Raw genomic sequence first — 25,936 nt, forward strand, 5'->3', positions numbered from 1 at the left:
TTTATCCCGAGTCATAATCTCTATGACTTTATCTTTAAAATCTTTTGAATATCCCATCACTCTATTGTTCTATATTTTTTCATATTTGGCTATATATCCCTTTTTTAGGGTAAACCATGAAAAAATTAATGGTATTAAAATAATCCCGATGATCAATAATGTAGATGGCTTTTTTGGTTCTTCTTTCATATTTCCCTTCATTTTAAAAGTCATTCTGGGTTTAGAAAAGAGTACTTATGCCCTGTTTTAATATTATCTAGGTTCAAATGACACAGAAAGTGCAGAGAGCTTAGGTAAAAAAGATGCTGAAATATTAAAATTACCATAAGACCCTGTTTTTGTATTTTCATATTTTATTGTTTTAGGATCATTTAACAGATTGTCATATACCTGTTGTACCGCATCATCTCTACTTTTATCAATCTTATTTGAATCCAGTACTCTTGCCATAATCAATGCAATGCCAGCCAATGTCTCAGCTTGAGATGCAAGTTTTCTACCTTTATTTTGGGGTAAAATAAGTAGTAATGCTGCAACATGAGTAAGCTTTTTATTTTTCATTTTCCCAACAAATGTAAAATCATCCCCTAAAAAAGCCATAAAAGTTCCATTACTTTCTTGGTATTTTATATCTTGTAGTTGTGGTGCGCCAATCTCTTTAGCATGTGCGTTAAAGTTGTCTCTAAATTTTTCTGCTGTAATGCTAAGTGTTTTTTCTGCTTGATTGGTTGATGATACCTGCTTTGCCTGCACATAGCTTGGAACTGCACTGACTAAAGTTGCTGCAAGTAAAAGTGTTTTTAATATAGATTTTTTCATTATATAACCAGTTTAATTAAAAAATGAGATATTAACATGAGATCAACCTACTTTTGCCACAGAGCCTTAATGAGTTAACTCTGCTTTTTTACCCGAATATAGCTTATAAATATCTTATAGTCTTAAGTAAGTGTCAGTTTACTTTTTTCAAAAAGTCAATTCTTTTTTACATCTATAATTGCATGAGTATTTGAGTATTTGAGTATTTGAGTATTTGAGTATTTGAGTATTTGAGTATTTGAGTATTTGAGTATTTGAGTATTTGAGTATTTGAGTATTAAAAAGGTAGCGTATAGCTACCCTAAAATATATGTGATTTTACTTAACTAACAACTCAATCTGCTCAACTAAAATTTGTTTAACACTTTTCTTATTTTTAAATGCATACATTTTCAGTTCAGCATGTAGGTCTTCGTCTAAGTCGAAATTTACACGCACTTTTTTAGTATGATCTTTAATATCTTGTAACTGTAGTTCTTTAGCACCTACAGATCTACTTGGACGACCAGCTTTTAAACTACTCATTTACTCAAACACTCCTATGAGTAAAAACTCATTTACTTAATTTACTAATTAATTCTAGAGCCAGGCTATTAATTTCTTTTGCTGCATCACTTGTTGGCTCTAGATCTAAAACCGTTGTTCCTGTTGCAGCACTTGTTGGATAAATTACACGTTGTGTAATACGAGTTTCTAATACTGGAAGCTCATAACCTAGAAGTACATCTGAAATTTCAGTACCAATTTTTGTACCTTTAATTGCTCTAGAAACAACGAAAGCTGCTTGCAACTTGCCATCTGTTACGTCTATACGTTGTTTGACTAAATCGACTAAATCAGATGTTGCCCAAATATCATAAGGAGAAGGTTGTACAGGAATAAGAATAAAGTCTGCTGCTTTAATTGCTGACAAAGCTAAATCTGAGGCTTGAGGTGCTCCATCAATTACAACAAAGTCTTTTTTTGCAACTGACTTTAGATCACGGTCTATCGTTGGTCTATCTATACCTATAACTGTTACAGGGTTTGATTCATCTACAGCAGACCAGTCTCTTGCAGAACCTTGTGGGTCTGAATCTACAAGCAATACACTGTAATCTAGCTTCTGTAATGCTCGTGCAAGGTGAGTTGCTATAGTCGTTTTCCCTGAGCCACCTTTCTGATTAAGTACAGCAATAACTTTCATGTTTTATTTATACCTTGAGTTAATACTTATTTACTCAATTAAGTATACACCCATTTAAGTAAATGAGTAAATGAGTAAATGAGTAAATGAGTAAATGAGTAAATGAGTAAATGAGTAAATTATAAGCTTAAACCTAATCGTTTCAAGTGGTGGGCATTGGTTTCTATAAAATCAAGATTCGTCAATCTAAGTAACAAACGTTTTTCTAGATCACTATAAGTTTCGCCAACTTCAGCATAGCTACTTGCAAATACATCATCATAAGCAAGTTTTTTAGCAAAAAAGCTGAGTTGCTTTTCTGTTAGCCCTGTAAACATATCTACAGTATTTTTATCTTTATTTACAGATAAACCTTGATGATTAAGTTTTTCCTTAAAAGTAAACTTTATACCAGAAATGATACGACCATCTTTAAATTGCTCATAATTTGCATCTATATCTGTATACGTATTAATTTGGGTAATCGCTGGCTCAAGCACCCTTTTTTTAAAATTATTCATAGCCGTATATTCTGTAGGCTCTAAACCTAGTTGCATTCTAAAGTCAGAAAGATTAATAACTGGTGTCTTTCCAACTTCACGCCAGGCAATTAATATTTCATAAAGGCGTATCGCATATTTACTTGTAAGTTGAGAAACTTGCTTTAATTGATATGACGTGAAATGTTTCTCAAGTCTAGTAATTAAGGGGACAACATCTGGAGAAAAAGTAACTTCTAATATTGCAAGTTCATCGATATATTTAATTCGACTTACCCAACGTGATTTTACAACACCGATTTTCCCTGTATTTTCGTGTTCTTCTTTAAATGAGAATTGTCTTTCGAATAAATTTAAAGCTGCTTCTTTTAATGCTTTGTATGCAGCATGTCGATCAACTTTATAATGATACATATAGTCACCAGCATGTATTTGTAACTTACTATCTGCTGTAATACCTTGCCCTGTATCCCTTGCTCGTACGATTGAAAGTAATATTAACCTTTGTTCTGTAAGCTCTAGGTTATATGATGCATTTATTAGTATATTGTCTTTTACTACCAGCTCGTTATTCATACTATTTTTATATTAAGATACATTAATGAAAAATGTATCATTAGATACATTAACAGTCAATGTACCTTTTTTGGTGACTAAACGTATCTTAATTGGTGACTAAACGTATCTTAATTGGTGACTAAACGTATCTTAATTGGTGACTAAACGTATCTTAATGTCAGCTGTAAGCCTTTAGTACCAATGCTTACAGCTCTCTTAAAAGAGTTAAAAGATTATTAAAAATATTAAAAGCCTATTTTTCTTTTTTTTAAATTTTATTTTTAAGAATATTTTTAGTATTTTTAGAACAAAGGTATTGGTGGTTAATACCATCTATCTTTTGAGTATACCTAAATCAAAATTTATCTAGGTTTCTATGATTTCTATCTTTTAGCTATATTTTTTATTAAATGATAGGTTATATGCTATATTTATCACTGATAACTAATTTTTAAGTCTAATTGATATGAATACAACACGAATCTATGTCAGAGCATCTACAAAAGACCAGGATGCAGAAAGAGCACTCTCTGATCTCATAGAGTTTAGTCAAAGTTATACATCAGATTATGTGTCATACATTGAAAACTTCTCAGGAACTAAACTGATTCGTCCAGAACTGAATAAACTTTTATCTGAAGCGCAAACTGGTGAACTGTTATTGGTTGAAAGCGTAGACCGTTTATCTCGTTTATCTCAAGATGACTTTGATATTTTAAAACAACAAATAAAAGCAAAAGGTCTAAGACTCATTGTTGCTGATTTACCAACGACACATCATTTAATTCAAGAAGGTATTACAGGTGATATTTTAGCTGTGATTAACGCGATGTTGATTGATTTGCTTGCAACGATGGCAAGACTGGACAATGAGAAGCGTAAAGAGCGTATTAGGCAGGGGTTAGAGCGTTCTGGATACAAACCTAAGGGTAAAGCACCAAACAGGCTAAAACATGCCCGTATTAAGCAATTATTGGCATTAGGTGGTATGACTAAGGAAGAGGTTGCGAAAGCAGTTGGGGTTGGGGTGGCTACAGTATACAGAGTTGCTAAAAGTTAATTCATTATATCTGTGAAAGTATCTAGTTTTACTTAATCATATAGATTATATGATTAAGTAAAAAAGTGGGTTAATAACTGAAAATAGTGGCCTAGACTCACATTTTTATGATTTAACATAAATAGTCAATATTCTGTTAATTTTAGAATTGCTTAACTAATGTTTAATGCGACAAAATTTTTTACTTATGCTTAAGCATAGAGCTATATATTTTTTTCTATAAGCATGTCGGTTAACTTTCTACTTTCCTCATAAGACATAAATCTACTATCACATATCCAATAAACTGCCCCATGATTAGGATAATAGTGACCATAACAAATAAATTCATTGCCGTCATAGCCTAACTTACAAAATTCTTTATACAAAAAATCAGTTTCATTCTCAAAAATAGTGGATCCTAGTGATGTACTTTCATCATTAATGTATCCATGGGTTTTAAAATCCTGATATGCTGTTCTGATAGCATCTAATAAATCATTTGTTATTTCTAGCTGAAACGCTTTAGACACTTTCTTTCTCACTCAATTAAATATAAGTTCTAATATTTATGGCTGTCGGGGCTGTCCCTTGATCAGGTGGTTTATCACTGCCTAAATTTATTTAGTGGTGGTACAAACCCTATCCTTTATCTAGTAAATCGACATCAAATAACCGTCAAAATATACTCCAGGAACCTAAGTTAATTATTCAGATTATAAATAATATGTAAATATTATTTGTTGATCAGTGAATATTTTTCATCGTTAACTAAACCTTTTAAAGTCTGAAATATTAAAAAGATTTATGCCTGACTTATAGTAGATGTTACACGAAATAGGAGCTAATAGCTCCCTTTTAGGCATTTCAGATAATCAGTATTATGTTAATTTTAGAGAGAATATATAGTGAAACCGTCTAACTGTTCATACAGCTAATAATACCAAATCCTTGTGTAGCCGTATTTGGTAATTTTTAGCATATAATATATAAAATCAATTTCTTAGCTTATCAAATAAGTCTAATAAATCCAAAGCATGAAAGTCATTATCTGTACGTGGAGAAACATCTTTTTGCACAGAGATACCAAATTCAAGAGGTCTTTCAATATAAGCTGTCATTAATCCGCATGAACGAGCACCTACTAAATCACTATGATGAGCAGCTACCATCAGAACTTGATTAGGATATACATTTAACAATTCAGCAACACCAAGATAGGTCTTGGGTGAGGGCTTATAGGCATGGAAATTTTCAGCAGAAAAAATATAATCCCATGGTAGGTTAGAGAATTTGGCCATATCCACTAATAATCTAATATTACCATTAGATAGTGTACAAATAATAAATTTGTCTTTTAGTTTATTTAACCCCTCAACAGTATCATTCCAAGGATTTAAACGATGCCAAACTAAATTTAAATGAATTTTTTGTTCTTCCGATAAATAAAAAATATTATATTTGATTAATAAATCATCCAAAATTAAACGATGGATATCATCAATAGAACTCCAATGTCCTTCGCCAGAAATAACTTTATCCATAACAGGTCGATAACCAGCTCTCCAATCTAAAGCAAACTGATTAGCATCAACTGACAATCTCATGTTATTTAATTCTTTAACAATAGATGAATGCCAATCCACTATAGTTCCAAAAACATCAAAAGCTAATACTTTAATATTATTAAAATTTTTCATAAAATTCCTTTTAATTATACCTATCATCACATAAATTTTTGTTTATCAATGATAAGGGGTTAGTATATTCAATACTTGTTTATTATTTTAAATAAGTAAATCTTTATTTTTCCAAGAATCCTAATCCTAATTCTAATTTTTTAGCCTATATTTATCAGGAATAAAATTATAATTATGATCACTTATACAAAAATCATTTTAATAAAATAAAATGATGACTTAATTGCCTATAATCTATTCATATTGATAAAAGTAAAGAGTAATAAATGGAACATCAAACTATCGAAAATTTAAGAGTGACAGATGATAAAAATGAAATAGATTTAGACACTGTTCATCATTTTCTAAAAACTACGTATTGGTCTAAAGATATTCCAAAAGAAGTCGTTCAGAAAGCTATTGAAAACTCCTTATCAATTGGTTTGTTGTTAGAAAATCAACTTATAGGCTTTGGCAGGTCCATTACAGATTATTCAACGTTCGCATATATTGCAGATATCTATGTTAAACCTGAATTTCGTGGTAAAGGCTATTCTAAAATAATTGTAAAAGCACTCTTAGATAGAAGTGGAGCAGAATATCTAAGACGAATTCTTTTAGCAACCTCTGATGCTCATGGTTTATACCGTAAATTTGATTTTGAAAACTTGGGTAAACCTGAAGATTTTTTAGAAATAAACAAACCTAAAATTTATCAGCAAATAATTAAGTAAATATTATATAAATTAAATATTTAACATAGTATACGTTAAATGAAACGGGAGCTGTTAGCTCTCATGTTCTACTTTTAGATTCAGTTATTTATGGAAGCATTATCTACATGAAAATTATTAATAGTAAGAAATTTACGGGAAATAAAGCATGGGATGCTCTTGATATTACAAAATTTAATACAACAACTATTCGTTTACATTGGACTGATCAACCTTATATTTGGCATGTTAACGATGGTGAAGAAGTATTTGCTGTCGTTGATGGAATAGTCAATATGTACTACAAAGAAGATGGTTTAACAAAAAACGTACTACTTAATGTAGGAGATATCTTTTTTGCAAGTATAGGTACTGAACATGTTGCTCATCCTCAAGGTGAGGCAAGAATACTTGTTATCGAACAAGAAGGGTCTATCTAGAAAACCTTAGAATAGTTATATAAACCCTCTATTTAACGTAATGGAAAGTTAAAAGAAGTGGGAGTGTTTGCTCCCATTTTCTAGTATTTCGGATAATCAGTATTATTTTAATTGTAGGAGGGCTTAGTGCTCATAGTGTTTAGTGGGTTACCTGGCACAGGAAAAACAACTTTATGTCAGGCTCTAATAAAAAAGAAAGGGTTCACTTATATAAGAATTGATGAAATAGAATTTGCGATTCAACAATATAATAACTCTTCTAAAAAAATTGGAGCTATCGGTTATGAAGTTGCATTTTCTATAGCGCTGTCTAATCTAAAACTTGGCAATACAGTTGTATCTGACAATGTTAATCCTGTTATAGAAAGCAGGCTTAAATGGAAAGAAATAGCTCAAAAATCTCATGTTAAGATTATTGAAATTGAAGTTGTTTGTAGTGATAAGGCAGAGCATAAGAGGCGTATTGAAACGAGGTCATCTGATATAGAAAATTTTAAACTACCAGATTGGCATTCTGTTCAAATACATGATTATCAATTGAGAACAGATAAAAGATTAATAATAGATACAGCTAAACTTACTCCAGAAAATGCTCTAACTGAAATAGAAAAATATATTAGCTCCCCTGATTTAACATAATGGCACTTATGCGAAATTTTGATGTTAAAGCTAAAAAATGGGAGATGCTAGCTCCCATTTTTTAATGTTTGAGATAAGCAGTGTTATGTTAATTTTAGATAGAAATTTAAATTAAAGAAAATCCTTACGAATTTGTTGAATTGATTTAATCTGTAAATTTTTTTCATCAAAATTCTTTTCATCTAACCATGATTCAAGAACCTTTTTATTAAAAAACCATTCATCATTAAGTAATGAAAACCATGATGTATCTCTACTTCTACCCTTATAGATTATTAATTTCCGTAATGTTCCTTCATAAGTAAAACCAAGTCTGAGCGCTGCCTTTTCAGATGGCTCATTTAAGCTATCACACTTCCACTCATACCTTCGATAACCTAAGTCATCGAATACATATTTCATTAGTAAGTATTGTGCTTCAGTAGCTATTCTAGTTCTTTTTAATAATGGAGAATACAAAACAAACCCCATTTCTAAACTACCATTCTGTGGGTCAATTCTAATCAGTGCTATAGAGCCAATAGCTTGACTTGTGACATTATCGATAATTGTATAATGGATTTGATCTTTAGATAATTCAAAACTTTCTGCAATTCTAAAATAATGATCAAAATCTTTAAATGGACCTACTGGTAGCCATGTCCAATCACTATCATCTTTTGCTTGCGAATAAGCATTGTATAATTCGTTTGCATGTTTATTTGCTTCTAGTGGTTCAAGTGTACAGTAACTACCATTAAAGCATTTCTTTTCAGGAGTTTTTCTTATAGTCCAGTGTGGTAATGGCTCACCGATAGGTTGATTATATTCGTTAAAATGCATTTTTTATTCCTTAAATTAACTCAGTTTACATGAGTAAAAATTACTGCTAAAACTAGCAAAAAATGGCCTATTTTAATAGGTATAGCTAAAACCTTAATAAAATAAACAAAGTGAGAAGAATCCTGATTTAACATAATGACCAATTATACGAAGTTCTTGAATTTATTAGATCATTAGGAAATAAATTACTTGCGTTTTGTATTCGATCGAATACAATTAATCGAGAGCAAGGGGAAGCTTAATGATTGAAATTAAACGTCTGCCTGAATTTGATGAATGGCTAGATGGAATTAAAGACAATATGACTCGGATTCGCTTAAACCGTAGATTGGATAAGGTTCAGCGTGGTAATTGGGGAGATACCAAATATCTTCAAGATGGTGTTTGGGAAATGAGAGAGTTCTTTGGTTCAGGTTGGAGAATGTACTATATTAAACACGGTGATGTTGTGATTGTTATGCTTGGTGGTGGAGATAAATCTACGCAACAACAAGATATTGATCGTGCAGTCAAATTATCAAAGATATTGGAGAATTAAAATGGTTAAAGTCGCTGATTTGCCAAGTTTTGATATGGCTGAGTCTCTCAAAACTGAAGAAGACATTGTAATGTATTTAAATATAGTTCTTGAAGAAAATGATCCAGCTGAATTGGCTCATGCTCTTGGCATAATTGCTAAAGCTCGTGGTATGACTCAAATCGCTAAAGAAGCAGGTATTGGGCGTGAAGCACTCTACAAAGCCCTACGTCAGGATTCAGCACCACGTTTTGATACGATTAATCGTGTCGTAAATGCTCTTGGCCTAAAACTAACAGTACAACATCTCTAAGAATTTCAAATATAAAAATGGGAGCTAAAGGCTCCCATTTTTATATTTCGTATAAGTCGTATTATGTTAATTTTAGAAATACTCACTAATTATTAAATTAAAATATAAGAGAGCCTTATGGACACATATCTTAGTTCAGGAACTGGTTTTCCAGCAGGAACCTTGGTACATACTGAACAAGGGTGGACACCTATTCAGGACATTGAAGTGGGTGATTTAGTATTGTCCAAACCTGAAAATGGTGTGGGTGAGTCAATATATAAACCTGTAATCAACACCTTTGTTTATGAAAATAAAGAGTTATGGTTAGTGGAAGTGAAAAAACATTGGAATGATGAAGATATCAACGGAAATATAATTGATAGTAGTACATATCGTTATACTCATAGTTTATCTGAATTTATAGCTACATCGAACCATCCTGTTTTTGTCATGGGAATGGGGATTTGGGATGGGCAACAGAGTTTAGAAAGTATTAATCCTTATATACAACCACAGTGGAAACGCGTAGATCAGTTACAACAATATGAAATTGTTATGAATAAAGATGGTGTTTTATTCTATATAAAACGGGCACAACCTTTATACCAATATCAAGATAAAAATTTAGAAAATTTAGATTCTACAATTGCTTGGTATCAAAAAAATTATTATGTTTCACAGGAGCCAATGGAAACTGAAGACATTGAGTTTTATAATTTTGAAGAAGGTACAGCAATAGATATTGATTATTGTAAGAATGAAAACATTATTAAAGGAAGTAGCCTCACTGATAAGCCAGGAGTAGGGATTAATAAAGATAATGTTTTAAAAGACCAAAACAAGCAATATATTCCATTTACTGATAACGTCTATAATCTTGAAGTGGCAGATGATCATACTTATTTTGTGACAATGTCTGGTGTATTTGTACATAACACCAGTAGCCCTGAACAGACGGTTCTGTCGCATTAAGACGAATTTGAGCTACTATTTAACATAATGGGGGATTATGCGAAGTGCTTGAGACTTAATTATTGTTTATCAGTGGGTTAAGCATTTTACATAAAGTGAAAAAGCACAGAAAAGCCGAGGTTGAAACATGTCGGCTTTTTTTTGTATGAAAATGGAACTTTTAGCCAGTAAAATTGGATAAAAAAACATATTTTTTAAAGTTTTTTTGGGTTTTTCAAACCCCTATTTTTAGAAATTATCCAAAATTTCTGAGGACAAATATTGGGATAAATTAAGGCCAAAAGAATGTACGAAATTGCTTAAATAGCTAGATATCATTGCGTTTGCTTCAGCATAATTACCTAACATTCCTATACAAAATGGTACATCACCTTTATTATTAATAATTTAGTCAATCAGACTAACTGTATTTTCATTAAACTCTGCATGCTGAATTACATGTGCTAAAGCTTTTTGATGGGCTTCATTATTTTTTAGATCCGACATAATTTTTTTCTCACTTATCTTTTGTTACTGGTTCAATACGAACTAACATTAACTTTTCCTTACTTTTATCCACATATGCTGCATCTTTAACTAATGTACCATTTTTTGGTACTGAAAACGGCTTTATATGCCCCGCTATTTTGGTTTAATTTAGCAAGAACAGCGCTATCCCATTCACTAGACATCTGCATGTTACTATCAGCAGCCCTTGGACTCTTTTTGGCCTAACTGTTTACTATCAAATCATCATAAGTCAGACACTAGAATAGTGAAGCAAGACAGGATTTATGCCGAAGCACTAAATACGAAAAACCCTGACAGGATGTCAGGGGTTTTTTAATTCATTATTCTTTTTTATCGTCAGGAAAGTATTCAAAAAGATCATGCATATTACAATTAAAATATGTACATAGCTTATCAGCAACAGGTAGCTCAATACGTACTGCTCGATCATAGTACATACTTGTCAGAGTATTGCGATTGACCCCAGTCTCTCGAACAACATCACTTAACTTTAAAATATGGCGCTCACCCATGAGTGTTGATAACCTGCATCTAATCATAATTGTACCTAAATTTAAAAAATAACCTATTGTGGGTTATTTTTGGGTTGGCAAGTGACTCTTAATATTTAAAAATAACCCACAGTAGGTTATTAATTCACTCTAAGATGAATTTTGTGCCGCTAGAATTATACCGATTTTATTTATAAGGAAAAGTAGCAATGAATCATTTTGTCACACCACAGCTTTTTATTTCTAAACAAGCAAAGCAATTAGGTCTTGAATTAATTCATGACTTTTGTATTCAACGAACTGCTCGCCTAGCATTCTTTTTAGATGTAAACCCAACATTTAATGGACACCAAGCAATCTTTATTTGGGTTGAGCACCATCTTCAAGCAAATCCACATGCCGAACTATGTGACCTTCATCGAGCATTTACCCGTTGTGTCCCAGAATATTAATCTACTGAATAAGCTATGTGTAATGAGCTTATGATGAATGTTATGTGCATCGATGACTCATTCAAACTTTCTTTGTTTATCATGCTGATAAACTTTTTGAGTCATCGATGTTGTCATCGTACGTGCAATTGAACGTTCTATGGACTGACGTAGGCCAGGCATTAATTGCACTTCATTCGATTGTTTTAGATAATCTAAAATATTTTCACTGAAACGATGTACGATTTCTTTGGCATGTCGGATCCTAAAACTATCGCTAGTAGCTAATTTTATTAACTCGGATAGATTTGGAAAAAATTTACTCTTTCGAAGCTTGAGTGCCATATTTTGATCGATGGTTGGATAAATTAAAGTATGCGTAATATCAAATGGTGGAGATACAAAAACTGTTTTCATATCTTGAAAATATTGCAAAGCAAAATTTTTCAAATGTGCATCACCATTGCCAATCAAGCAATTAAATACAATGTACTTATACATTTTTTCGACTTCAATTAAACTTCCTGTATAGAGGTGAGTTGCTTTTAGCAAGGTTTCATAGCTACCTGTATATTTTGCATCGGCGTCATTTGGTTTTTTCATTAATGTTGTAAAGTCTTCATAGCCTAGGCGAATACCGGTTGCCGTTTTATCAAAACGTTCCACTACATATGTTTCTAAATTATTAGATAAATACGTAGGCGGTGGTTGCAGACCACATGCTTTCGCAGCTTGCATACAGACAAACTCATTGACCGTGAGTAACGGAAACTCATGGTCAAATGACTTTACAATAAAATCCTTTTGTTGAATGGTTCGATCTGTCTGTAAAGTTTCTACATTTGCAATACTGACTTTGGGTTGCATGCCTGCAAGAGAGTTTCGTAGATAGTATTTTTCTAATAACTGTGGGAACAGTGGCTCTTTAGCATTATAAGATAAAATATCAGACAGGTTTAAAGCATCGGTGTCTGGTAGATTCAAATCACTTTGATAATCTAGTATACCAATGCCCTGGTTCCCTTGTAATGCCAATAAATACATGTCATTGACTTTGGCATAACGCGCTAGCTTCTGCGCGATAAAACGACGATTAAAACCTTCAGGAAGGTTTTGAGAGAAAATAGGATGTAAGGCACCACTAGAGTAACCATCAATCCCTTGCTGAGTCATCGTCAATGACACATGTTGCTGATCTTGTACCGGTTGATAATGGTGTGCAGCCCCTTGAGTTAATACGCCTAAATGACGACCCTCGACACAGACTTGAATCTGATTAATTTTTTTAGGTAAATCCTTCATAGCTACTCATCCTCTGTAAACAAGTGATCAACCTCTTGCCAATGAGGAAGTCTGGTTGTTTTCAAGGTAACTTCTAGTTGTAAACCAACGCCATCTAACACCCGCTCAAAAAGATCTAACGACCCTGTAAAACGACCATTTTCCATTTCAGAGATGGTCGTTTTATTCACTCCGGTCAGGTCAAAAAGTTTTTGCTGCGTATAACCTAGATTTTTTCGTTCTTGGCGTATTTTCTGTCCTATTTTTACTCTAGCCAGCATAAACTACCTGGAAATATATCTATATAGCTAATATTATATAGATATAAATAAAAGATAGCTATATAGATAATAAAATAACTCATAGATGATTAACCAACAACTAGAGGTTGTTTTTTCAAAATTCAATGCATAAATATGTAAAAAAAACCTCATATGTAGAATTTATAGACCAAAAAAGTAAACCGTTTTTTTGATTTTTTCATTAAAAATTTCCAATTCAAAACAATAGCTCATAGTCTTAACTTAAGAGATTAGGTCGCTGTAGTTGTGCATTTTTGTCATGTCACGATCAGCATCAAATCAAATAAGCAAGCCTACCTGTATTACATTTTCTTCGAAAATGATACAGGGCTTGTTAGGGGTTTCACCCCTAAGACCCCAAAAGCACAACGCGCAGAATGTGCTATACAGGAACTTGAAATGCTACGTAAAAAAACAAAGTCATTTCGCATGACTGAGCTTCAATTAGAGCAACTCAAAAATCATTTACAAACAGAGAAAACAGAATTTTCTGATTTTCTTCACTCTCTTATTCAAAGAGAGATTATGCAAAATGCAATTACGGTTGTGCAAAATAATGCAGAAGAAATAAAACCTAGAATTAAAGTTAAAACCGTTTTTGAAGTCATCAAACGCTATCAAAAAACAGATCCAGAATTATTACTGGAAATTGGAAAAATTGGCAACAATCTCAATCAAATCGCACGTGCACTCAACATCATTAAAAATGCAGATCCACAGCAACAAAAACAGCTCGATATTCTTAATGTAATGCATGTTTTGAAAGGTATTCAAACTGATTTACAACAGCTCGCACCGGCTTTACCAAAAATCAGCAGACAGAGTCCGGAAAGACTCCAAAAGCAGTTGTTATCTATACAACTGGCGGAGGAAGACGAAAGTGCATATTAAGTTCCTGGCCCATGGCAAAGGTAGTCCGGAAAAAGCATCGGCTTATTTGCTCAGTAAACATGATCACTTAGGTAATGTTAGAGCCGGTGTTGATGTTCTTATGGGAGATGCCACGACGTTTAATGCAATCTGTAACTCAAGCCCTCATCTTTGGAAATATACAAGCGGAGTAATTGCTTGGTCTGAAAAAGATGCGCCTACAGATGAGCAAATTCGCGAAGTGCTGAACGACTTTGAACAACATGCCTTTGCAGGACTAGATCCTTCTCAGTATCACCTATTTGCCGTTCAACATACAGATGATGATGGCTCAAAACACCTGCATGTTTTAACACCACGCATTGATATACATACAGGAAAATCTCTGAATATTGCACCGCCAGGGCACGAAAAGCATTTCGACTCACTACGAGATTACTTCAACACAAGATATCAATGGTCACGCCCGGATGATCTTCTCTTGCTACAAACAACACAAGAACCGAATCACATTGCAAAACTGAATAAAAACGCAGAAAAGATACTATCAAGTGAAGAGCTTGAAAGTTTACCAAAAAAACAATTTTGTAAGCTGATAGATAATCATGTGAAAACTTTGCTCAGGACTCAAACAGTAGAAGACAGAGCAGATATCGTCAACTGCATTATGCAGTTAAAAGATGTTTCTGAAGTCAAAAAAAGTAAAGAATTTATAACGGTCACACTCAACACCGGCAAAAAGCATCGACTTAAAGGCGATTTTCATCATGAAAACTTCGAAATTAGATCTTATTCAGAGCATCTCAGAGCAGCAGCAAAAAACAGAACAACTGCAGGTGAGTCTAGAGCAACTCTCGGAAACGCTGACAAACTTAGAAAAGATTACCAAAAAAAGCGAAAGGCCTATCATCGAAAGAACCACGCTTTTGAAAGAAATACACAAGACAACGATCGCACTACAATCAACCATGAAAGCAACTTTGATAGAAGTCGGCAACTTGTCACCACAAGCACTCCAACAGATGACATCAAACTACAAAGCACAAATAGAAGCACTGCAAACTCAATTGTCGAATATAGATATATTAAACATCGAGACAGTCACAACAAACATCAATTCGTTTTCAATATCAATTCAAACACTACAGCTCGAAATCAACAAGCAGTTGCAAAGTATTTCGATCGATCAACCGAGCCTACAAACACATATTCAAGCACAGGTTCAACAAGTCATAGCGAACCAAGCACCACAGATCGAAGCCGAGATACAGACATGGATCGCAGCAAAGTTGAATGCACAGAGAATGATACACATGTTTTGGGCAATGATGGCAACGTTGATACTTTTAATCGTTTTATATCTGGGCTTTCAAGCCAATACAAACAGAAAAACCATCGAAGTACAGCAAGAAATCATTCAATACAACGCTCAAACGATTACCAACCAAGTCAACGATTTGAAGAATTTACGGAGATAACTCATGCAAACAGAAATCGATCACTTTTTGACACAGCAAAACGCTTTATTGAGTCAACAAAACAGCTTGTTAGCCGAATAAAACAACGTATTGAATCAACAAGTCGATTCATTAAAGAGCATTTTAAGCGATTACATCGAAGTCGAGCAGAATTTAAAGATGAGAATCAAAGATCTGAAGAACGAAAACGAAATACAGCAAGCAGTGATTTTAATGATGAAAGCCGAACTTTCAAAACTCGAATCCAGCAGCTCTTCAGCGCAAGTGCAGCACGATTTTCAAGAGGCATTGAAGAGCCAGTTACATATGCAATTGATGAGAGCATTCAATCAACTGGATTTAAACAGCGTTGTCAGCAAACTAGTCGAAGCCGAACTAGAACCTATTCAAACCAAAATTCACTTACAACAGATAGACCTAGAGAAAGCACTCTCGACCATCTTGCAATTGAAAGTACCGAACGAATTTTACAACGATTTGGAGATGCAAAACAAGCAGATCAGTACACTCGAAGACACAGTGAAAAGATTAGCAGGCTTAATCGAGAACTTAAACAACTAGAACGTACTGTTTATAGAATTCGAATTGAGCCAAAGCCTACGACTCATTTTAGAGGCTTAAGAAATGATGGCTACTATCCAGACTATGTTCATTTTCACAAGAACATATCTAAGCAACAACAGCAGGCCTATGAAAACAAAGATCCAATTCAACTGATTGAGTGTCTTAATCAAAAGTTTGAGAACATACAGAAGTATATTGATCGAGCAAGTAAAAGAATCTACCTCTATGGGATTATGAAAACTTTGAGAAGATCATCAAAAATGATCGAAAAATGATGAAATATCTGCAATGTGAACAAGTTTTAGCATATCGAAATGATCATTTCGAAGTAGAAAAACGAGCATATCAACGGTGTTTAGTATCTTATGAGCACTTAAAAAAGATCTGCCAAGAGCCAAATCCTTCAACTAAAATGCAGAGCAATAAAGAGGCCTCATTAATTTCTGAACCTGAAAACAAAGTGAAATCAGATCCTGGGCTAGATATGTAATAGCCTAGGCTTTAAGGATATAATTATCATAATCTCTAAGTTATGTTCTAGATTAAGAAAAGGAACGTGTACAACTTTAGGCTAAAAAAAATATAAAGCACTGAAGTAGATCCTAAAGCCCACAAGCAGGCTAATATCTGATTTGGCGGCACTGTCCCACTTAAATGGCTATTTTTTCCTTTAACCATCTTGTAAGTTGTTTAAGATTGTATTGAAATTATACTAAGTCGCTGTAACCATTCTATTTTATCTATTATTGGGGCTATACAACCTATGAAAGACATATTTATTAATAAATTATTTTTAAGGTCTTAACTAGAGAAACCAGCTATAAAATGAGTCTGTAAAAGTTAATATTACACCTGTTATAAGCAGCTATTTCATTTACATAATACTAATTTATTAGAAAATTGATTCTAGTTATTTAAGGTGGTTTAGGTGCTAAATAATCAACTTTTCATAGAATGTAATTTCTTATTTTAAGAAGTTTAATGAAATCAAACAGCTTTTTGAGTACTATATTTTTTAATTGTAATATTAGGTTAAATTATATATTTGTATAATATATCTATCATTTAGCCATTAATAAAGGATTTTAACTGTTGACTTTAAATAAATATATCATTGACCAGCAAGTTGGCTACCTATTACGTAAAGCCTACCAAAGACATCTCGCGATATTTCAGCAAAATATAGGTTACTCACAACTAACATCTGTCCAGTTTACAGTATTATATACTGTAAACTTTCTAGAGGGATGTTCACAAAAAGAGCTAGTGGAAAAAACTGCAATTGACCAGGCAACCATTCGAGGTATTGTTGATAGACTTATTAAACGTGAGTTATTAATACAAAGCCAAGATGTTATAGACAAACGAAAAGTAAAAATTCACATTACTAGCCTAGGTGTTGAATTACTAGAAGGCGCGACAGATCAAGCAAGATTAATTTCTGAAAAGACTCTAGATATTTTAAACCCGGCAGAACAACTAGCGCTTATACATGTATTAAAAAAATTATCTGAATAATAGTTGTTATGATGTATTTTTTATCAACGATATAATAATAGTCAATCATAAACATATCTAAAACCTATCAATAAGGTTGTTTTTTACATTAAATTTGCTAATTTAAGGAAAAATGACAATGCATAATATCTAACCTAATAACTTAAGTAATTAGTAGTAGTACATAAATTTTATAAGATAGTATTAGAGATATTTATGTACTAGTATTTTTTACACATTGTCAAACCATTAAGTAATTTATTATTTGATGGTTTTTCCTTTATTAACCATAATTTTATCATCAAGTTTTATAGTACAATTACGCAGTGGGATATCCATATGGCATGGTGTTTTGCGACTACCACCGACTTCAGTGTTTGGCCCTGTTGAGAATAAGAAATTTCCATCAAAAGCGCGCGCATCCATACACATGCCATCGTTTTTATCATGTAACCCCATTGCAGTCCATTGTGCACGTGGTTGTAATCCCCATCCAATATGAGAAATACCGTAAACTTCTGGATCATTAAAGTAGCTCATATAATCACGTAAATATTCTGCTTCGAAGCCGCCATGAATATTGGTAATCATACCTTTGTTAATTTCTAGCGTAATTTTGTCACGAACATACATTTTAAATGGTAGTAAGATATCCCCGACATCAATGGTTAAAATCCCTTCTGCTTGATTTTCATTTGGCCATGTAAATAAAAATCCACTAGGCCAATGATCCCAGCGTCCAGGTTCATCAGCAAAGCCATATTCAGTTACGGCAGGATATTGTCCTAATGGTGCATAAAAATCTGTACCTGCATCAGAAGTAACATGCATTTGCTTAGCTGTTTTTAAAATACTTTCTGCATTTTTTACCCGAACTTTATCCTCTATAGTTGGTAGCATCCGTGCTAGAACCTCAGGTGGTTCAACTGCCAATAAAATACGTGTTCCTGTTTTTAAAATTTTTTCTTGCTCTGGAGAGTGCAATAACATCATTGTATCGATAATTAAATCAGCAGTTTCTAAAGCACGTTGTGCAGCAATATTACCGGTAAGTGAAGTATCTCCACAGTAAGCTGTCATATCATTACCCATTGCCATAGGGTGATTAAATGCTGGCAATTCCAATACAAAAACTTTTGCCCCTAAACTGAGCACGGCATTCATTGCCGCTTTAATCGTGCGTTCATTGGAGTAATGGCTACTTAAAATAGCAACTGTTTGATTTTTATCAACCTTAGATAACCTTAAAACCTCTTCAAAATTTTTACTCAATTCATAATCATTGATTGGCATAGAAATAACTCCATTGATAAGTCATATTTTGGTGCAAAAATAGTTACATATGGTATTTTATAGTGCATAGGCTTTAATATATTAAAATGCCATCATTTAAAATATAACAATAAACCCTTTTTTGTCTACAAAATACTTTAAAAACAATGTTATTTTTTTATTTTATATATTTTGATATTTTTTTAATAAAGCGTATAGACTTTATTTTTATTTTGGCGTATTACTAATAAGGAGATTTAAAAGATAGCTCTTTTGGAGATAATTATGAAAAAAGCAAAAAAAATTGCAGTCATTGGTGCAGGTCTTGGTGGTGCAGCTGTTGCACGCTTGTTGCAACGTTCAGGTTTTGATGTTGATGTTTATGAGCAAGCATCTACATTTTCTCGGATTGGCGCAGGGATTCATGTTGGCCCTAATATCATGAAAATTTTTCGTGAAATGGGTTTGGAAAAAGAATTAACAGAACTTGGCGCAGAGCCAGATCAATGGATTAGTCGTCATGGTCAAACAGCAGATGTGCTTGCTGATGCAAATCTACAAAACTATGGTGCAACCTACATTACGGTGCACCGTGGTGACATGCATGCATTACAAATTGAAAGCCTCGATCAACAAAAACTACATTATGGCAAGCGTCTAGAAAAAGTTGAGCAAAATAGTAATGATGTGACCTTAACCTTTATTGATGGCACAGCAGTCACTGTAGATTTGGTAATTGGTGCTGATGGTATTAATTCTAAAATTCGTGAAATTTTATTAGGTGAAGAAGCACCAACATATAGTGGTTGGGTTGCCCATCGTGCCCTAATTAAAGGTGAAAAACTAAAAAAACTAGAAGCTGAACACCAATTAGATGACTGCGTAAAATGGTGGTATCAAGATCGTCATATGATGGCGTATTACACGACTAAAGAAAAAGATGAGTATTACTACGTTACAGGTGTGCCACACCCACCTCTAGATACACAAGGCCGCTCTTTCCTTCCAAGTAATCATCAAGAGATGCTTACCGCATTTGAAGGTGCTCACCCACGTATTCAAGCCATGATTGAAGCAAGCGAAGACATCACTATTTGGCCACTAAATAGCCGTAACCCATTACCTATTTGGAGTACAGGTCGCTTAGTTATTATTGGTGATGCCTGTCATCCAATGAAACCACATATGGCTCAAGGTGCAGGAATGGCAATTGAAGATGGTGCAATGCTGACACGCTGCTTACTTAAAACAGGTCTGGATGATTATGAAACTGCTTTTAAATTATATGAGCATCACCGCAAAGCACGTGCAACACGTGTACAAACTGTTTCAAATGCCAATACCTTTTTAAAACAACCAGAAAATCCAGCATGGGTCTATGGCTACGATATTTATGCTGAAGAAATTCAATCATTACAAGACATTCGAAACTCTTAAGGAGTCAATCCATGCGCTCAAATTTTCAATATGGTGCCAATGTTTTAGTTAACGGTATTCGTTTGCACTACTTACGCTTTGGTGGTAAAGGGCAACCTTTAGTTTTAATTCCTGGTATTACTAGCCCAGCAGTGACATGGAATTTTGTTGCCGAGCGTTTGGGTCAACATTTTGACACCTACGTACTCGATGTTCGTGGTCGTGGATTATCTTCTTCAGGTTCAGAACATGACTATGGTACAGATGCATGTGCTAGCGATATTCACGGTTTTGTCACCGCATTAGGATTAGAATCATATCACCTTGTTGGTCACTCAATGGGCGCACGCTTTGCAATTCGTAGTGCTGCAATGAATGATCAAGGCTTGAAAAAAATGGTATTGGTTGACCCTCCTGTTTCTGGACCAAATCGTCGTGCGTATCCAAGTAAATTACCATGGTATGTCGACTCAATTAAACAATCGATAAATGGCATGACTGCTGAAGATATGCTGAAATTTTGCCCAACATGGACATACGAACAACGCCAATTACGTGCTGAATGGCTACATACCTGCTATTTACCTGCAATTATTGAAACATTTGAAGAGTTTCATACTTACGACATTCATCAGTTTGTACCCGAAATTCGTGTACCAACACTATTAATAGTGGCAGGTAAAGGCGGGGTGATCTTACCTGAAGATGAAGAAGAGCTAAAACAACTGAACTCAAATATTGAAGTCACACATGTACCAAATGGAGGTCATATGATTCCTTGGGATGATTTCGATGGTTTTTTTGCAGCATTTAATGATTTCTTAGACACTCGATTAGTATAGGGGCTGTAGAATGACTCAAAATACATACAAAATTGGCCAGATTGTTCCGAGCTCAAACACAACAATGGAAACCGAAATTCCAGCGATGTTGCATGCACGGCAATTGATTTTGCCTGAGCGCTTTACCTTTCATTCAAGCCGTATGCGCATGAAGCATGTCAAAAAAGAAGAATTGGCATTGATGGATGCACAATCAGATCGTTGTGCGCTCGAACTGTCAGATGCCCGAGTTGATGTACTGGGTTATGCCTGTTTAGTTGCTATTATGTCGATGGGCTTAGGCTACCATAGAGCATCAGAAAAACGTTTACACCAAGCCACAATAGACAACGATGCCGAGGCTACTGTTATTACGAGTGCCGGCGCTTTAGTTGATGCATTAAAAACAATAAATGCCAAAAAAATTACTGTTGTTACGCCATATATGAAACCATTAACCGAATTAGTTGTGGACTATATTCGTAACGAAGGTTTTGAAATTATTGATTATATTGCACTAGAAATTCCAGATAACATTCAGGTTGCTGCCCATGATCCAGAAAATCTACCTGCGATCGTCGAGCAATTAAATTACCAAGATGCCGATGTTATTGTTTTATCTGCCTGTGTACAAATGCGCTCATTGCCTGCAATTGCAAAAGTGGAGGCAATGACTGGAAAACCTGTAATTTCAGCCGCAGTCGCAACTACATATAGCATGTTAAAAGCACTTGGGCTCAAACCAATTGTACCTGGTGCAGGTGCATTATTATCAGGTGCGTATTAAGGATAGCGCAAAGCATCAGATACCCAAAAGGAGGATACAAGCATGACACAAGACCATTCAGCAGTAGAAAACTATAAAGGTGTCTGGGGTAATCGTATTGGTTATGGTAAAAAACCTGCGCTCATCTTGATTGATTTTATGCAAGGCTATACCACTCAAGGCGAGCCACTATATGCCGAAGCTGTTGTTAAAGCTGTAAAAAAAACACAAGCCGTACTTGAAATGGCTCGTCAAAAAAACCTTTTAGTCATTCATACCAATATTCGCTATCACCAAAAAGATCAAGTAGATGGTGGTATATGGGTAAAAAAATCACCTGTGATGCGAGCAATGGTTGAGGGAAACCCTGCAGCAGAATTTTGTGAAGAAGTACAACCACTTAAAACAGAATTAGTGCTCACAAAAAACTATGCAAGCTCTTTTTTTGGCACAAGTTTAGCATCGACTTTATATAGTGCACAAGTTGATACCGTTATTCTTGTGGGGTGTTCAACCAGTGGCTGTGTACGCGCTACAGCAGTAGATGCGGTGCAACATGGTTTTAGAACAATTGTACTACGAGAATGTGTTGGTGATCGTCATGAAGCACCACATGAAGCTAATTTATTTGATATTGATAGTAAATATGGTGATGTTGTAAGTATAGATAACTTTTATGAATACCTTAATAAAATTTAAATAGGACAAATAAACTAATGTATTAAGTGGTCTTAGCAAAGCCATCAAAATGTTGACAAGCACTTTAATACTTTAAATCAATGGGGAGTCGTTTATGAGTGCGGTAATCATAGATAAAGATGAAAGTACTGTTGTCTCGGAACAGTCTAAAGCCACATATACAAAAATTATGTGGCGGTTAATTCCCTTTTTAGGTTTTTGCTATTTGGCGGCATATTTAGACCGTATTAATGTCGGCATTGCCAAATTACAAATGCTCAGCGACCTACAACTTAGTGAAACCGCATTTGGCTTAGGTGCGGGTATCTTTTTTATTGGTTACATTATTTTTGAGGTTCCTAGTAACCTTGTTTTGCAAAAAGTTGGTGCCAAAATTTGGATCGCCCGAATTATGATCACATGGGGTCTCTTGTCTGGCTTAACCATGTTTGTCACCAATACCACACAGTTTTATATTATCCGATTTTTATTGGGTGCCGCCGAAGCAGGTTTTTTACCTGGTGTTCTCTACTATTTAACACTATGGTTTCCAACCTATTATCGAGGGAAAATTATTGCCTTATTTATGATGGGCTTACCATTAGCTGTCATTATTGGTAGTCCATTATCAGGTTGGATCATTACTTCATTTGATGAAATCCATGGCTTACGTGGTTGGCAGTGGCTATTTTTTCTGGAAGCGATTCCAAGCGTATTGCTAGGTATCCTTACCTTTTGGGCTTTACCGAATAATCCAGATAAAGCCAAATGGCTTACTACGACAGAAAAACAAGATGTACAAACCAATTTAGATAACGACCTTAAAGGTAATGAAAGCGCACGTGAAAAAACTAGCTTTAAAGATGGCTTCTTTAACTTCAAAATTTTTATGCTCGGTTTAATCGATTTTTCTATGCTGCTGTGTACCTATTCTATGGGGTTTTGGCTACCAACATTTCTCAAAAATGCAGGCGTTAAAAGTACAGTTGAAATTGGCTTTTTAACAGCGATTCCCAGCCTTGTTGGTCTGGTTGCAATGATTCTCATTGGCCATAGCTCAGATAAACATCGAGAGCGTCGTTGGCATATGATTATTCCTTTTATTTTTGGCTCAATTGCATTGTTTTTTATTCCATTTTTTAATAGCAGTGTAACTATGATTATCACCCTTTTTTCCATTGCAGCCATCGCTACGTTGGGTGTACTTCCTGTTTTCTTTAGTATTCCTGCAACCTTTTTATCTGGTACTGCTGCCGCAGTCGCTTTTGCACTTGCATGTTCAGTAGCAAATATTGCAGGTCTTGTCAGCAACACTTTAGTTGGCTGGGCTATTGATATTACTGGCAAGCCAGAAGGTGCTTTATGGGTATTCGCAATCTGCCTTTTTCTAAGTTGCTTTTTGGTACTTTCTTTCCCTAAAAAGCTAGTTAACAAATAGTAATTTATTACTTTCTTGAAGGCATAGACATGCCTAAAGAAAATACTCTAAACAAAACGATAGGATTTATAACAATGTCAAAACAAATAACCCAAGATGATTTTAGAACTGCAGTTGCACGCTTAAGTGCAGCAGTTAACGTAGTAACGACTGATGGTATTGGTGGTCTCGCTGGTTTTACAGCTTCAGCCGTGTGTAGTCTAACTGACGCGCCTGCAATGTTATTGGTCTGTTTACAAAAAAAATCTTCTGCTTATCAATCTGTTAAATCCAATGGTGTAGTTTGTATCAATACCTTGGGTGCAACTAATATGGAGATATGTAAAAAATTTAGTGGTAGACATCCTATGCTGAGCCGTTTTGAAAATGTCGAATGGAGTGTGTCATCAACAGGATCTCCAGTATTAAATGAGGCTATTGTCTCATTCGACTGTACTGTTGTTGAGTTTAAGAGTGTTGAAACACATGACATCCTCTTGTGTAAAGTTGAAGACATACTATATGGCAAGGTGACACAAGCTGCGTTAGTTTACTACAACCGTGAATTTTGTGAAGTCTAACAACATACCTCAAATATTAATTTCAATTTAAATAGTTTAATAAAAAGGATAGTCTAAATGTCTAAAAAACAAATGAACCTTGCCATGTTTCTTTTCCCTGGATTTCACTTTGGTGCATGGCGCTTACCAGATGCAATTCCTGAAATTGACTTAGGAATTGAGCACTATGTTAAGTCAGCTCAACTGGCTGAGGAAGGTAAAATGGATGCCATTTTCTTTGAAGACCAAGCCGCAGTGCCACGTAGCAATAATATTTTAAAAGGTGATACATATGGTGGTGCATCACCACGTGCATTACATTTTGACCCATCAATGCTATTGCCTGCATTAGCTCGGGAAACGACGCATTTAGGTCTCGTTGCAACAGCAACCACTTCATTTAATGAACCGTATAATATCGCTCGTCGATTTTCCTCATTAGATTTTATTAGTAATGGTCGTGCAGGCTGGAATCTTGTAACCTCATTTAATGAAAATGAAGCACAAAATTTTGGTTTAGATGTCCACATGGATCATGGCGATCGTTATGAACGTGCTGGAGAATTTTTTGATGTGGTCTCTGGTTTGTGGGAAGGTTGGGAAAAAGGCGCATTAACCCGTGATAAAGAAAAGGGGGTTTATTTCGATGTCACAAAAATGAACTTTTTAAACCATGAAGGAAAGTACTTCAAAGTCCGTGGTCCTCTCACTATGGATCGTAGCCCACAAGTGCGCCCTGCTATTTTTCAAGCAGGATCATCTATCATTGGTCGTACATTAGCTGCACGTACTGCCGATGCTATCTTTACACATCAACCCAACTACTCAGCATGTCGTGAATTCCGTGAAGATGTGCGTAAACGTACTGCTGAATTTGGTCGAGATCCAGATAAAATCAAAATCTTACCAGGGATTATGCCAATCGTAGCAGAAACAGATGAAGAGGCACATGCATTACATGAGCAAATGAAAGCGCTAATTCCTGAAGATTTAGCGATTGGTTGGATGATGCAAAATTCGGGTGGTTTAGATGTTCGAGACTATGATTTAAATGGCCCTTTGCCAGAAATGCCAAAAACTAATGCAGGAACAACCATGCAAAAATTAATGGTTGAATATGCAAGCAAAGGTAATAAGTCGATTTTAGAAACAGCCCGTCATTTTGCTGAGTCAACAGGACAGCCTGTAATTGTTGGTTCTCCAACAACTATTGCTGATGTCATGCAAGAATGGTTCGAAAACGAGGCATGTGATGGCTTTCTAGTCTCACCACCTTATTTCCCAGCAGGTGTTGAAAATTTTGTTAGGCTAGTTATTCCTGAATTACAACGTCGTGGTCTATTCCGTACAGAATACACAGGTACGCACTTACGTGAGCACTTAGGAGTTACTAGTTATACCTAGTATTAACTAAATATTATTCA

At 34.6% G+C, this 25,936-nt stretch carries 31 protein-coding genes; 20 read left to right on the forward strand and 11 right to left on the reverse strand.

Going from position 1 to position 25,936, the window contains the following annotated elements:
- Window positions 1–250, forward strand: a 250-nt coding sequence (locus tag BLS38_RS13070; protein WP_213030517.1) for a hypothetical protein, incomplete at its 5' end; no start/stop codon positions are given.
- A gap of 2 nt (window positions 251–252) precedes the next feature.
- Here the strand turns inward: BLS38_RS13070 and BLS38_RS11280 are convergent.
- From BLS38_RS11280 to repM, 4 genes are all read right to left on the reverse strand, one after another.
- Window positions 253–819 (reverse strand): hypothetical protein, encoded by a 567-nt coding sequence (locus BLS38_RS11280; RefSeq protein WP_092749672.1) that lies wholly within the window; start codon window positions 817–819, stop codon window positions 253–255.
- A gap of 318 nt (window positions 820–1,137) precedes the next feature.
- Window positions 1,138–1,344, reverse strand: a complete 207-nt coding sequence (locus BLS38_RS11285; RefSeq protein WP_092749674.1) for a hypothetical protein — start codon at window positions 1,342–1,344, stop codon at window positions 1,138–1,140.
- A 28-nt stretch (window positions 1,345–1,372) separates the two neighbouring features.
- Window positions 1,373–2,005, reverse strand: a complete 633-nt coding sequence (gene parA / locus BLS38_RS11290) for a ParA family partition ATPase (RefSeq protein WP_092749676.1) — start codon at window positions 2,003–2,005, stop codon at window positions 1,373–1,375.
- Between the two features lie 119 nt (window positions 2,006–2,124).
- Entirely contained in the window at window positions 2,125–3,060 is a 936-nt protein-coding gene (gene repM / locus BLS38_RS11295; protein WP_092749678.1) for a replication initiation protein RepM, read from the reverse strand.
- Window positions 3,061–3,508: 448 nt separating this feature from the next.
- On the opposite strand from repM, the gene BLS38_RS11300 reads away from it, so the two are divergent.
- Window positions 3,509–4,102, forward strand: coding sequence for a recombinase family protein (locus BLS38_RS11300; protein ID WP_092749679.1), 594 nt, complete (start codon window positions 3,509–3,511; stop codon window positions 4,100–4,102).
- Between the two features lie 203 nt (window positions 4,103–4,305).
- On the opposite strand, the gene BLS38_RS11305 is transcribed toward BLS38_RS11300, so the two are convergent.
- Window positions 4,306–4,614 carry a hypothetical protein gene (locus BLS38_RS11305; RefSeq protein WP_092749680.1) on the reverse strand — a complete coding sequence of 103 codons (309 nt, stop codon included), beginning with the start codon at window positions 4,612–4,614 and terminating at the stop codon, window positions 4,306–4,308.
- Between the two features lie 462 nt (window positions 4,615–5,076).
- On the reverse strand, window positions 5,077–5,781 hold the full coding sequence (locus tag BLS38_RS11310) for a haloacid dehalogenase type II (RefSeq protein WP_092749681.1): 705 nt from the start codon (window positions 5,779–5,781) through the stop codon (window positions 5,077–5,079).
- Window positions 5,782–6,047: 266 nt separating this feature from the next.
- On the opposite strand from BLS38_RS11310, the gene BLS38_RS11315 reads away from it, so the two are divergent.
- The 3 genes from BLS38_RS11315 (at window position 6,048) to BLS38_RS11325 (ending at window position 7,552) form a co-directional block, all read left to right on the forward strand.
- Window positions 6,048–6,494, forward strand: coding sequence for a GNAT family N-acetyltransferase (locus BLS38_RS11315; RefSeq protein WP_092749682.1), 447 nt, complete (start codon window positions 6,048–6,050; stop codon window positions 6,492–6,494).
- A 107-nt stretch (window positions 6,495–6,601) separates the two neighbouring features.
- Window positions 6,602–6,913, forward strand: coding sequence for a cupin domain-containing protein (locus BLS38_RS11320; RefSeq protein ID WP_092749683.1), 312 nt, complete (start codon window positions 6,602–6,604; stop codon window positions 6,911–6,913).
- Between the two features lie 126 nt (window positions 6,914–7,039).
- The gene (locus BLS38_RS11325; protein WP_092749684.1) at window positions 7,040–7,552 is read left to right on the forward strand and encodes a P-loop nucleotide/nucleoside kinase family protein; all 513 of its coding nucleotides are present in this window, start codon (window positions 7,040–7,042) and stop codon (window positions 7,550–7,552) included.
- A gap of 111 nt (window positions 7,553–7,663) precedes the next feature.
- On the opposite strand, the gene BLS38_RS11330 is transcribed toward BLS38_RS11325, so the two are convergent.
- Window positions 7,664–8,374: a GNAT family N-acetyltransferase gene (locus BLS38_RS11330; RefSeq protein ID WP_092749685.1), complete on the reverse strand. Its 711-nt coding sequence runs from the start codon at window positions 8,372–8,374 to the stop codon at window positions 7,664–7,666.
- A 241-nt stretch (window positions 8,375–8,615) separates the two neighbouring features.
- Between BLS38_RS11330 and BLS38_RS11335 the strand changes: the two genes are divergently transcribed.
- From BLS38_RS11335 to BLS38_RS11345, 3 genes are all read left to right on the forward strand, one after another.
- Entirely contained in the window at window positions 8,616–8,912 is a 297-nt protein-coding gene (locus tag BLS38_RS11335) for a type II toxin-antitoxin system RelE/ParE family toxin (protein ID WP_092749686.1), read from the forward strand.
- Between the two features lies 1 nt (window position 8,913).
- On the forward strand, window positions 8,914–9,204 hold the full coding sequence (locus BLS38_RS11340; RefSeq protein ID WP_088824424.1) for an addiction module antidote protein: 291 nt from the start codon (window positions 8,914–8,916) through the stop codon (window positions 9,202–9,204).
- A gap of 117 nt (window positions 9,205–9,321) precedes the next feature.
- Entirely contained in the window at window positions 9,322–10,158 is an 837-nt protein-coding gene (locus BLS38_RS11345; RefSeq protein WP_092749687.1) for a hypothetical protein, read from the forward strand.
- Between the two features lie 830 nt (window positions 10,159–10,988).
- Here BLS38_RS11345 and BLS38_RS11355 read toward each other — a convergent pair.
- A complete protein-coding gene (locus BLS38_RS11355) occupies window positions 10,989–11,207 on the reverse strand; it encodes a helix-turn-helix domain-containing protein (protein WP_092749688.1) in 219 nt (72 codons plus the stop codon).
- A 161-nt stretch (window positions 11,208–11,368) separates the two neighbouring features.
- Here BLS38_RS11355 and BLS38_RS11360 point away from each other — a divergent pair, with 161 nt between their 5' ends.
- A complete protein-coding gene (locus BLS38_RS11360; protein WP_092749689.1) occupies window positions 11,369–11,611 on the forward strand; it encodes a hypothetical protein in 243 nt (80 codons plus the stop codon).
- A 57-nt stretch (window positions 11,612–11,668) separates the two neighbouring features.
- Here the strand turns inward: BLS38_RS11360 and BLS38_RS11365 are convergent, their stop codons facing one another.
- Both BLS38_RS11365 and BLS38_RS11370 read right to left on the reverse strand, forming a co-directional pair.
- The gene (locus BLS38_RS11365) at window positions 11,669–12,892 is read right to left on the reverse strand and encodes a type II toxin-antitoxin system HipA family toxin (RefSeq protein ID WP_092749690.1); all 1,224 of its coding nucleotides are present in this window, start codon (window positions 12,890–12,892) and stop codon (window positions 11,669–11,671) included.
- 2 nt (window positions 12,893–12,894) lie between these two features.
- Complete coding sequence (locus BLS38_RS11370; RefSeq protein WP_092749691.1) at window positions 12,895–13,152, reverse strand: helix-turn-helix transcriptional regulator; 258 nt, start codon at window positions 13,150–13,152, stop codon at window positions 12,895–12,897.
- A gap of 420 nt (window positions 13,153–13,572) precedes the next feature.
- Here BLS38_RS11370 and mobC point away from each other — a divergent pair, with 420 nt between their 5' ends.
- From mobC to BLS38_RS11395, 4 genes are all read left to right on the forward strand, one after another.
- Window positions 13,573–14,064, forward strand: coding sequence for a plasmid mobilization relaxosome protein MobC (gene mobC / locus BLS38_RS11375; protein WP_092749692.1), 492 nt, complete (start codon window positions 13,573–13,575; stop codon window positions 14,062–14,064).
- Entirely contained in the window at window positions 14,054–16,360 is a 2,307-nt protein-coding gene (locus BLS38_RS13015) for a relaxase family protein (RefSeq protein ID WP_171258579.1), read from the forward strand. The genes mobC and BLS38_RS13015 overlap by 11 nt, the downstream gene beginning before the upstream one ends.
- Window positions 16,357–16,575 (forward strand): hypothetical protein, encoded by a 219-nt coding sequence (locus BLS38_RS11390; RefSeq protein ID WP_092749694.1) that lies wholly within the window; start codon window positions 16,357–16,359, stop codon window positions 16,573–16,575. The genes BLS38_RS13015 and BLS38_RS11390 overlap by 4 nt, the downstream gene beginning before the upstream one ends.
- A 602-nt stretch (window positions 16,576–17,177) precedes the next feature.
- The gene (locus BLS38_RS11395) at window positions 17,178–17,603 is read left to right on the forward strand and encodes a MarR family winged helix-turn-helix transcriptional regulator (RefSeq protein WP_092749695.1); all 426 of its coding nucleotides are present in this window, start codon (window positions 17,178–17,180) and stop codon (window positions 17,601–17,603) included.
- A gap of 240 nt (window positions 17,604–17,843) precedes the next feature.
- Here BLS38_RS11395 and BLS38_RS11400 read toward each other — a convergent pair whose 3' ends face one another.
- Window positions 17,844–18,875 (reverse strand): 2,5-dihydroxypyridine 5,6-dioxygenase NicX family protein, encoded by a 1,032-nt coding sequence (locus BLS38_RS11400; RefSeq protein ID WP_092749696.1) that lies wholly within the window; start codon window positions 18,873–18,875, stop codon window positions 17,844–17,846.
- Between the two features lie 264 nt (window positions 18,876–19,139).
- Between BLS38_RS11400 and BLS38_RS11405 the strand changes: the two genes are divergently transcribed.
- The 7 genes from BLS38_RS11405 to BLS38_RS11435 all read left to right on the forward strand — a co-directional run bounded on the left by BLS38_RS11405 (window position 19,140) and on the right by BLS38_RS11435 (window position 25,916).
- Window positions 19,140–20,291 carry an FAD-dependent oxidoreductase gene (locus tag BLS38_RS11405; protein WP_092749697.1) on the forward strand — a complete coding sequence of 384 codons (1,152 nt, stop codon included), beginning with the start codon at window positions 19,140–19,142 and terminating at the stop codon, window positions 20,289–20,291.
- Window positions 20,292–20,302: 11 nt separating this feature from the next.
- Window positions 20,303–21,112, forward strand: a complete 810-nt coding sequence (locus BLS38_RS11410) for an alpha/beta fold hydrolase (protein ID WP_092749699.1) — start codon at window positions 20,303–20,305, stop codon at window positions 21,110–21,112.
- A 10-nt stretch (window positions 21,113–21,122) separates the two neighbouring features.
- A complete protein-coding gene (locus BLS38_RS11415; protein ID WP_092749701.1) occupies window positions 21,123–21,878 on the forward strand; it encodes a maleate cis-trans isomerase family protein in 756 nt (251 codons plus the stop codon).
- Between the two features lie 42 nt (window positions 21,879–21,920).
- Window positions 21,921–22,556: an N-carbamoylsarcosine amidohydrolase gene (locus tag BLS38_RS11420; RefSeq protein ID WP_092749703.1), complete on the forward strand. Its 636-nt coding sequence runs from the start codon at window positions 21,921–21,923 to the stop codon at window positions 22,554–22,556.
- Window positions 22,557–22,650: 94 nt separating this feature from the next.
- Window positions 22,651–23,973: an MFS transporter gene (locus BLS38_RS11425; RefSeq protein WP_092749705.1), complete on the forward strand. Its 1,323-nt coding sequence runs from the start codon at window positions 22,651–22,653 to the stop codon at window positions 23,971–23,973.
- A gap of 74 nt (window positions 23,974–24,047) precedes the next feature.
- Window positions 24,048–24,533 carry a flavin reductase gene (locus tag BLS38_RS11430; protein ID WP_171258580.1) on the forward strand — a complete coding sequence of 162 codons (486 nt, stop codon included), beginning with the start codon at window positions 24,048–24,050 and terminating at the stop codon, window positions 24,531–24,533.
- 57 nt (window positions 24,534–24,590) lie between these two features.
- The gene (locus tag BLS38_RS11435) at window positions 24,591–25,916 is read left to right on the forward strand and encodes an LLM class flavin-dependent oxidoreductase (RefSeq protein ID WP_092749709.1); all 1,326 of its coding nucleotides are present in this window, start codon (window positions 24,591–24,593) and stop codon (window positions 25,914–25,916) included.
- The last annotated feature ends 20 nt before the right edge of the window (window positions 25,917–25,936 follow it).

This window comes from Acinetobacter boissieri (assembly GCF_900096955.1).
Classification (GTDB): Bacteria; Pseudomonadota; Gammaproteobacteria; order Pseudomonadales; family Moraxellaceae; genus Acinetobacter; species Acinetobacter boissieri.

Bases quoted from the DNA above. Each gene is read 5' to 3' on its own strand.
- BLS38_RS11280 (WP_092749672.1), bottom strand. From the start codon at position 819: ATGAAAAAATCTATATTAAAAACACTTTTACTTGCAGCAACTTTAGTC.
- BLS38_RS11285 (WP_092749674.1), bottom strand. From the start codon at position 1,344: ATGAGTAGTTTAAAAGCTGGTCGTCCAAGTAGATCTGTAGGTGCTAAA.
- parA (WP_092749676.1), bottom strand. From the start codon at position 2,005: ATGAAAGTTATTGCTGTACTTAATCAGAAAGGTGGCTCAGGGAAAACG.
- repM (WP_092749678.1), bottom strand. From the start codon at position 3,060: ATGAATAACGAGCTGGTAGTAAAAGACAATATACTAATAAATGCATCA.
- BLS38_RS11300 (WP_092749679.1), top strand. From the start codon at position 3,509: ATGAATACAACACGAATCTATGTCAGAGCATCTACAAAAGACCAGGAT.
- BLS38_RS11310 (WP_092749681.1), bottom strand. From the start codon at position 5,781: ATGAAAAATTTTAATAATATTAAAGTATTAGCTTTTGATGTTTTTGGA.
- BLS38_RS11315 (WP_092749682.1), top strand. From the start codon at position 6,048: ATGGAACATCAAACTATCGAAAATTTAAGAGTGACAGATGATAAAAAT.
- BLS38_RS11320 (WP_092749683.1), top strand. From the start codon at position 6,602: ATGAAAATTATTAATAGTAAGAAATTTACGGGAAATAAAGCATGGGAT.
- BLS38_RS11330 (WP_092749685.1), bottom strand. From the start codon at position 8,374: ATGCATTTTAACGAATATAATCAACCTATCGGTGAGCCATTACCACAC.
- BLS38_RS11335 (WP_092749686.1), top strand. From the start codon at position 8,616: ATGATTGAAATTAAACGTCTGCCTGAATTTGATGAATGGCTAGATGGA.
- BLS38_RS11340 (WP_088824424.1), top strand. From the start codon at position 8,914: ATGGTTAAAGTCGCTGATTTGCCAAGTTTTGATATGGCTGAGTCTCTC.
- BLS38_RS11345 (WP_092749687.1), top strand. From the start codon at position 9,322: ATGGACACATATCTTAGTTCAGGAACTGGTTTTCCAGCAGGAACCTTG.
- BLS38_RS11355 (WP_092749688.1), bottom strand. From the start codon at position 11,207: ATGATTAGATGCAGGTTATCAACACTCATGGGTGAGCGCCATATTTTA.
- BLS38_RS11360 (WP_092749689.1), top strand. From the start codon at position 11,369: ATGAATCATTTTGTCACACCACAGCTTTTTATTTCTAAACAAGCAAAG.
- BLS38_RS11365 (WP_092749690.1), bottom strand. From the start codon at position 12,892: ATGAAGGATTTACCTAAAAAAATTAATCAGATTCAAGTCTGTGTCGAG.
- BLS38_RS11370 (WP_092749691.1), bottom strand. From the start codon at position 13,152: ATGCTGGCTAGAGTAAAAATAGGACAGAAAATACGCCAAGAACGAAAA.
- mobC (WP_092749692.1), top strand. From the start codon at position 13,573: ATGCTACGTAAAAAAACAAAGTCATTTCGCATGACTGAGCTTCAATTA.
- BLS38_RS11390 (WP_092749694.1), top strand. From the start codon at position 16,357: ATGATGAAATATCTGCAATGTGAACAAGTTTTAGCATATCGAAATGAT.
- BLS38_RS11400 (WP_092749696.1), bottom strand. From the start codon at position 18,875: ATGCCAATCAATGATTATGAATTGAGTAAAAATTTTGAAGAGGTTTTA.
- BLS38_RS11405 (WP_092749697.1), top strand. From the start codon at position 19,140: ATGAAAAAAGCAAAAAAAATTGCAGTCATTGGTGCAGGTCTTGGTGGT.
- BLS38_RS11410 (WP_092749699.1), top strand. From the start codon at position 20,303: ATGCGCTCAAATTTTCAATATGGTGCCAATGTTTTAGTTAACGGTATT.
- BLS38_RS11415 (WP_092749701.1), top strand. From the start codon at position 21,123: ATGACTCAAAATACATACAAAATTGGCCAGATTGTTCCGAGCTCAAAC.
- BLS38_RS11420 (WP_092749703.1), top strand. From the start codon at position 21,921: ATGACACAAGACCATTCAGCAGTAGAAAACTATAAAGGTGTCTGGGGT.
- BLS38_RS11425 (WP_092749705.1), top strand. From the start codon at position 22,651: ATGAGTGCGGTAATCATAGATAAAGATGAAAGTACTGTTGTCTCGGAA.
- BLS38_RS11430 (WP_171258580.1), top strand. From the start codon at position 24,048: ATGTCAAAACAAATAACCCAAGATGATTTTAGAACTGCAGTTGCACGC.
- BLS38_RS11435 (WP_092749709.1), top strand. From the start codon at position 24,591: ATGTCTAAAAAACAAATGAACCTTGCCATGTTTCTTTTCCCTGGATTT.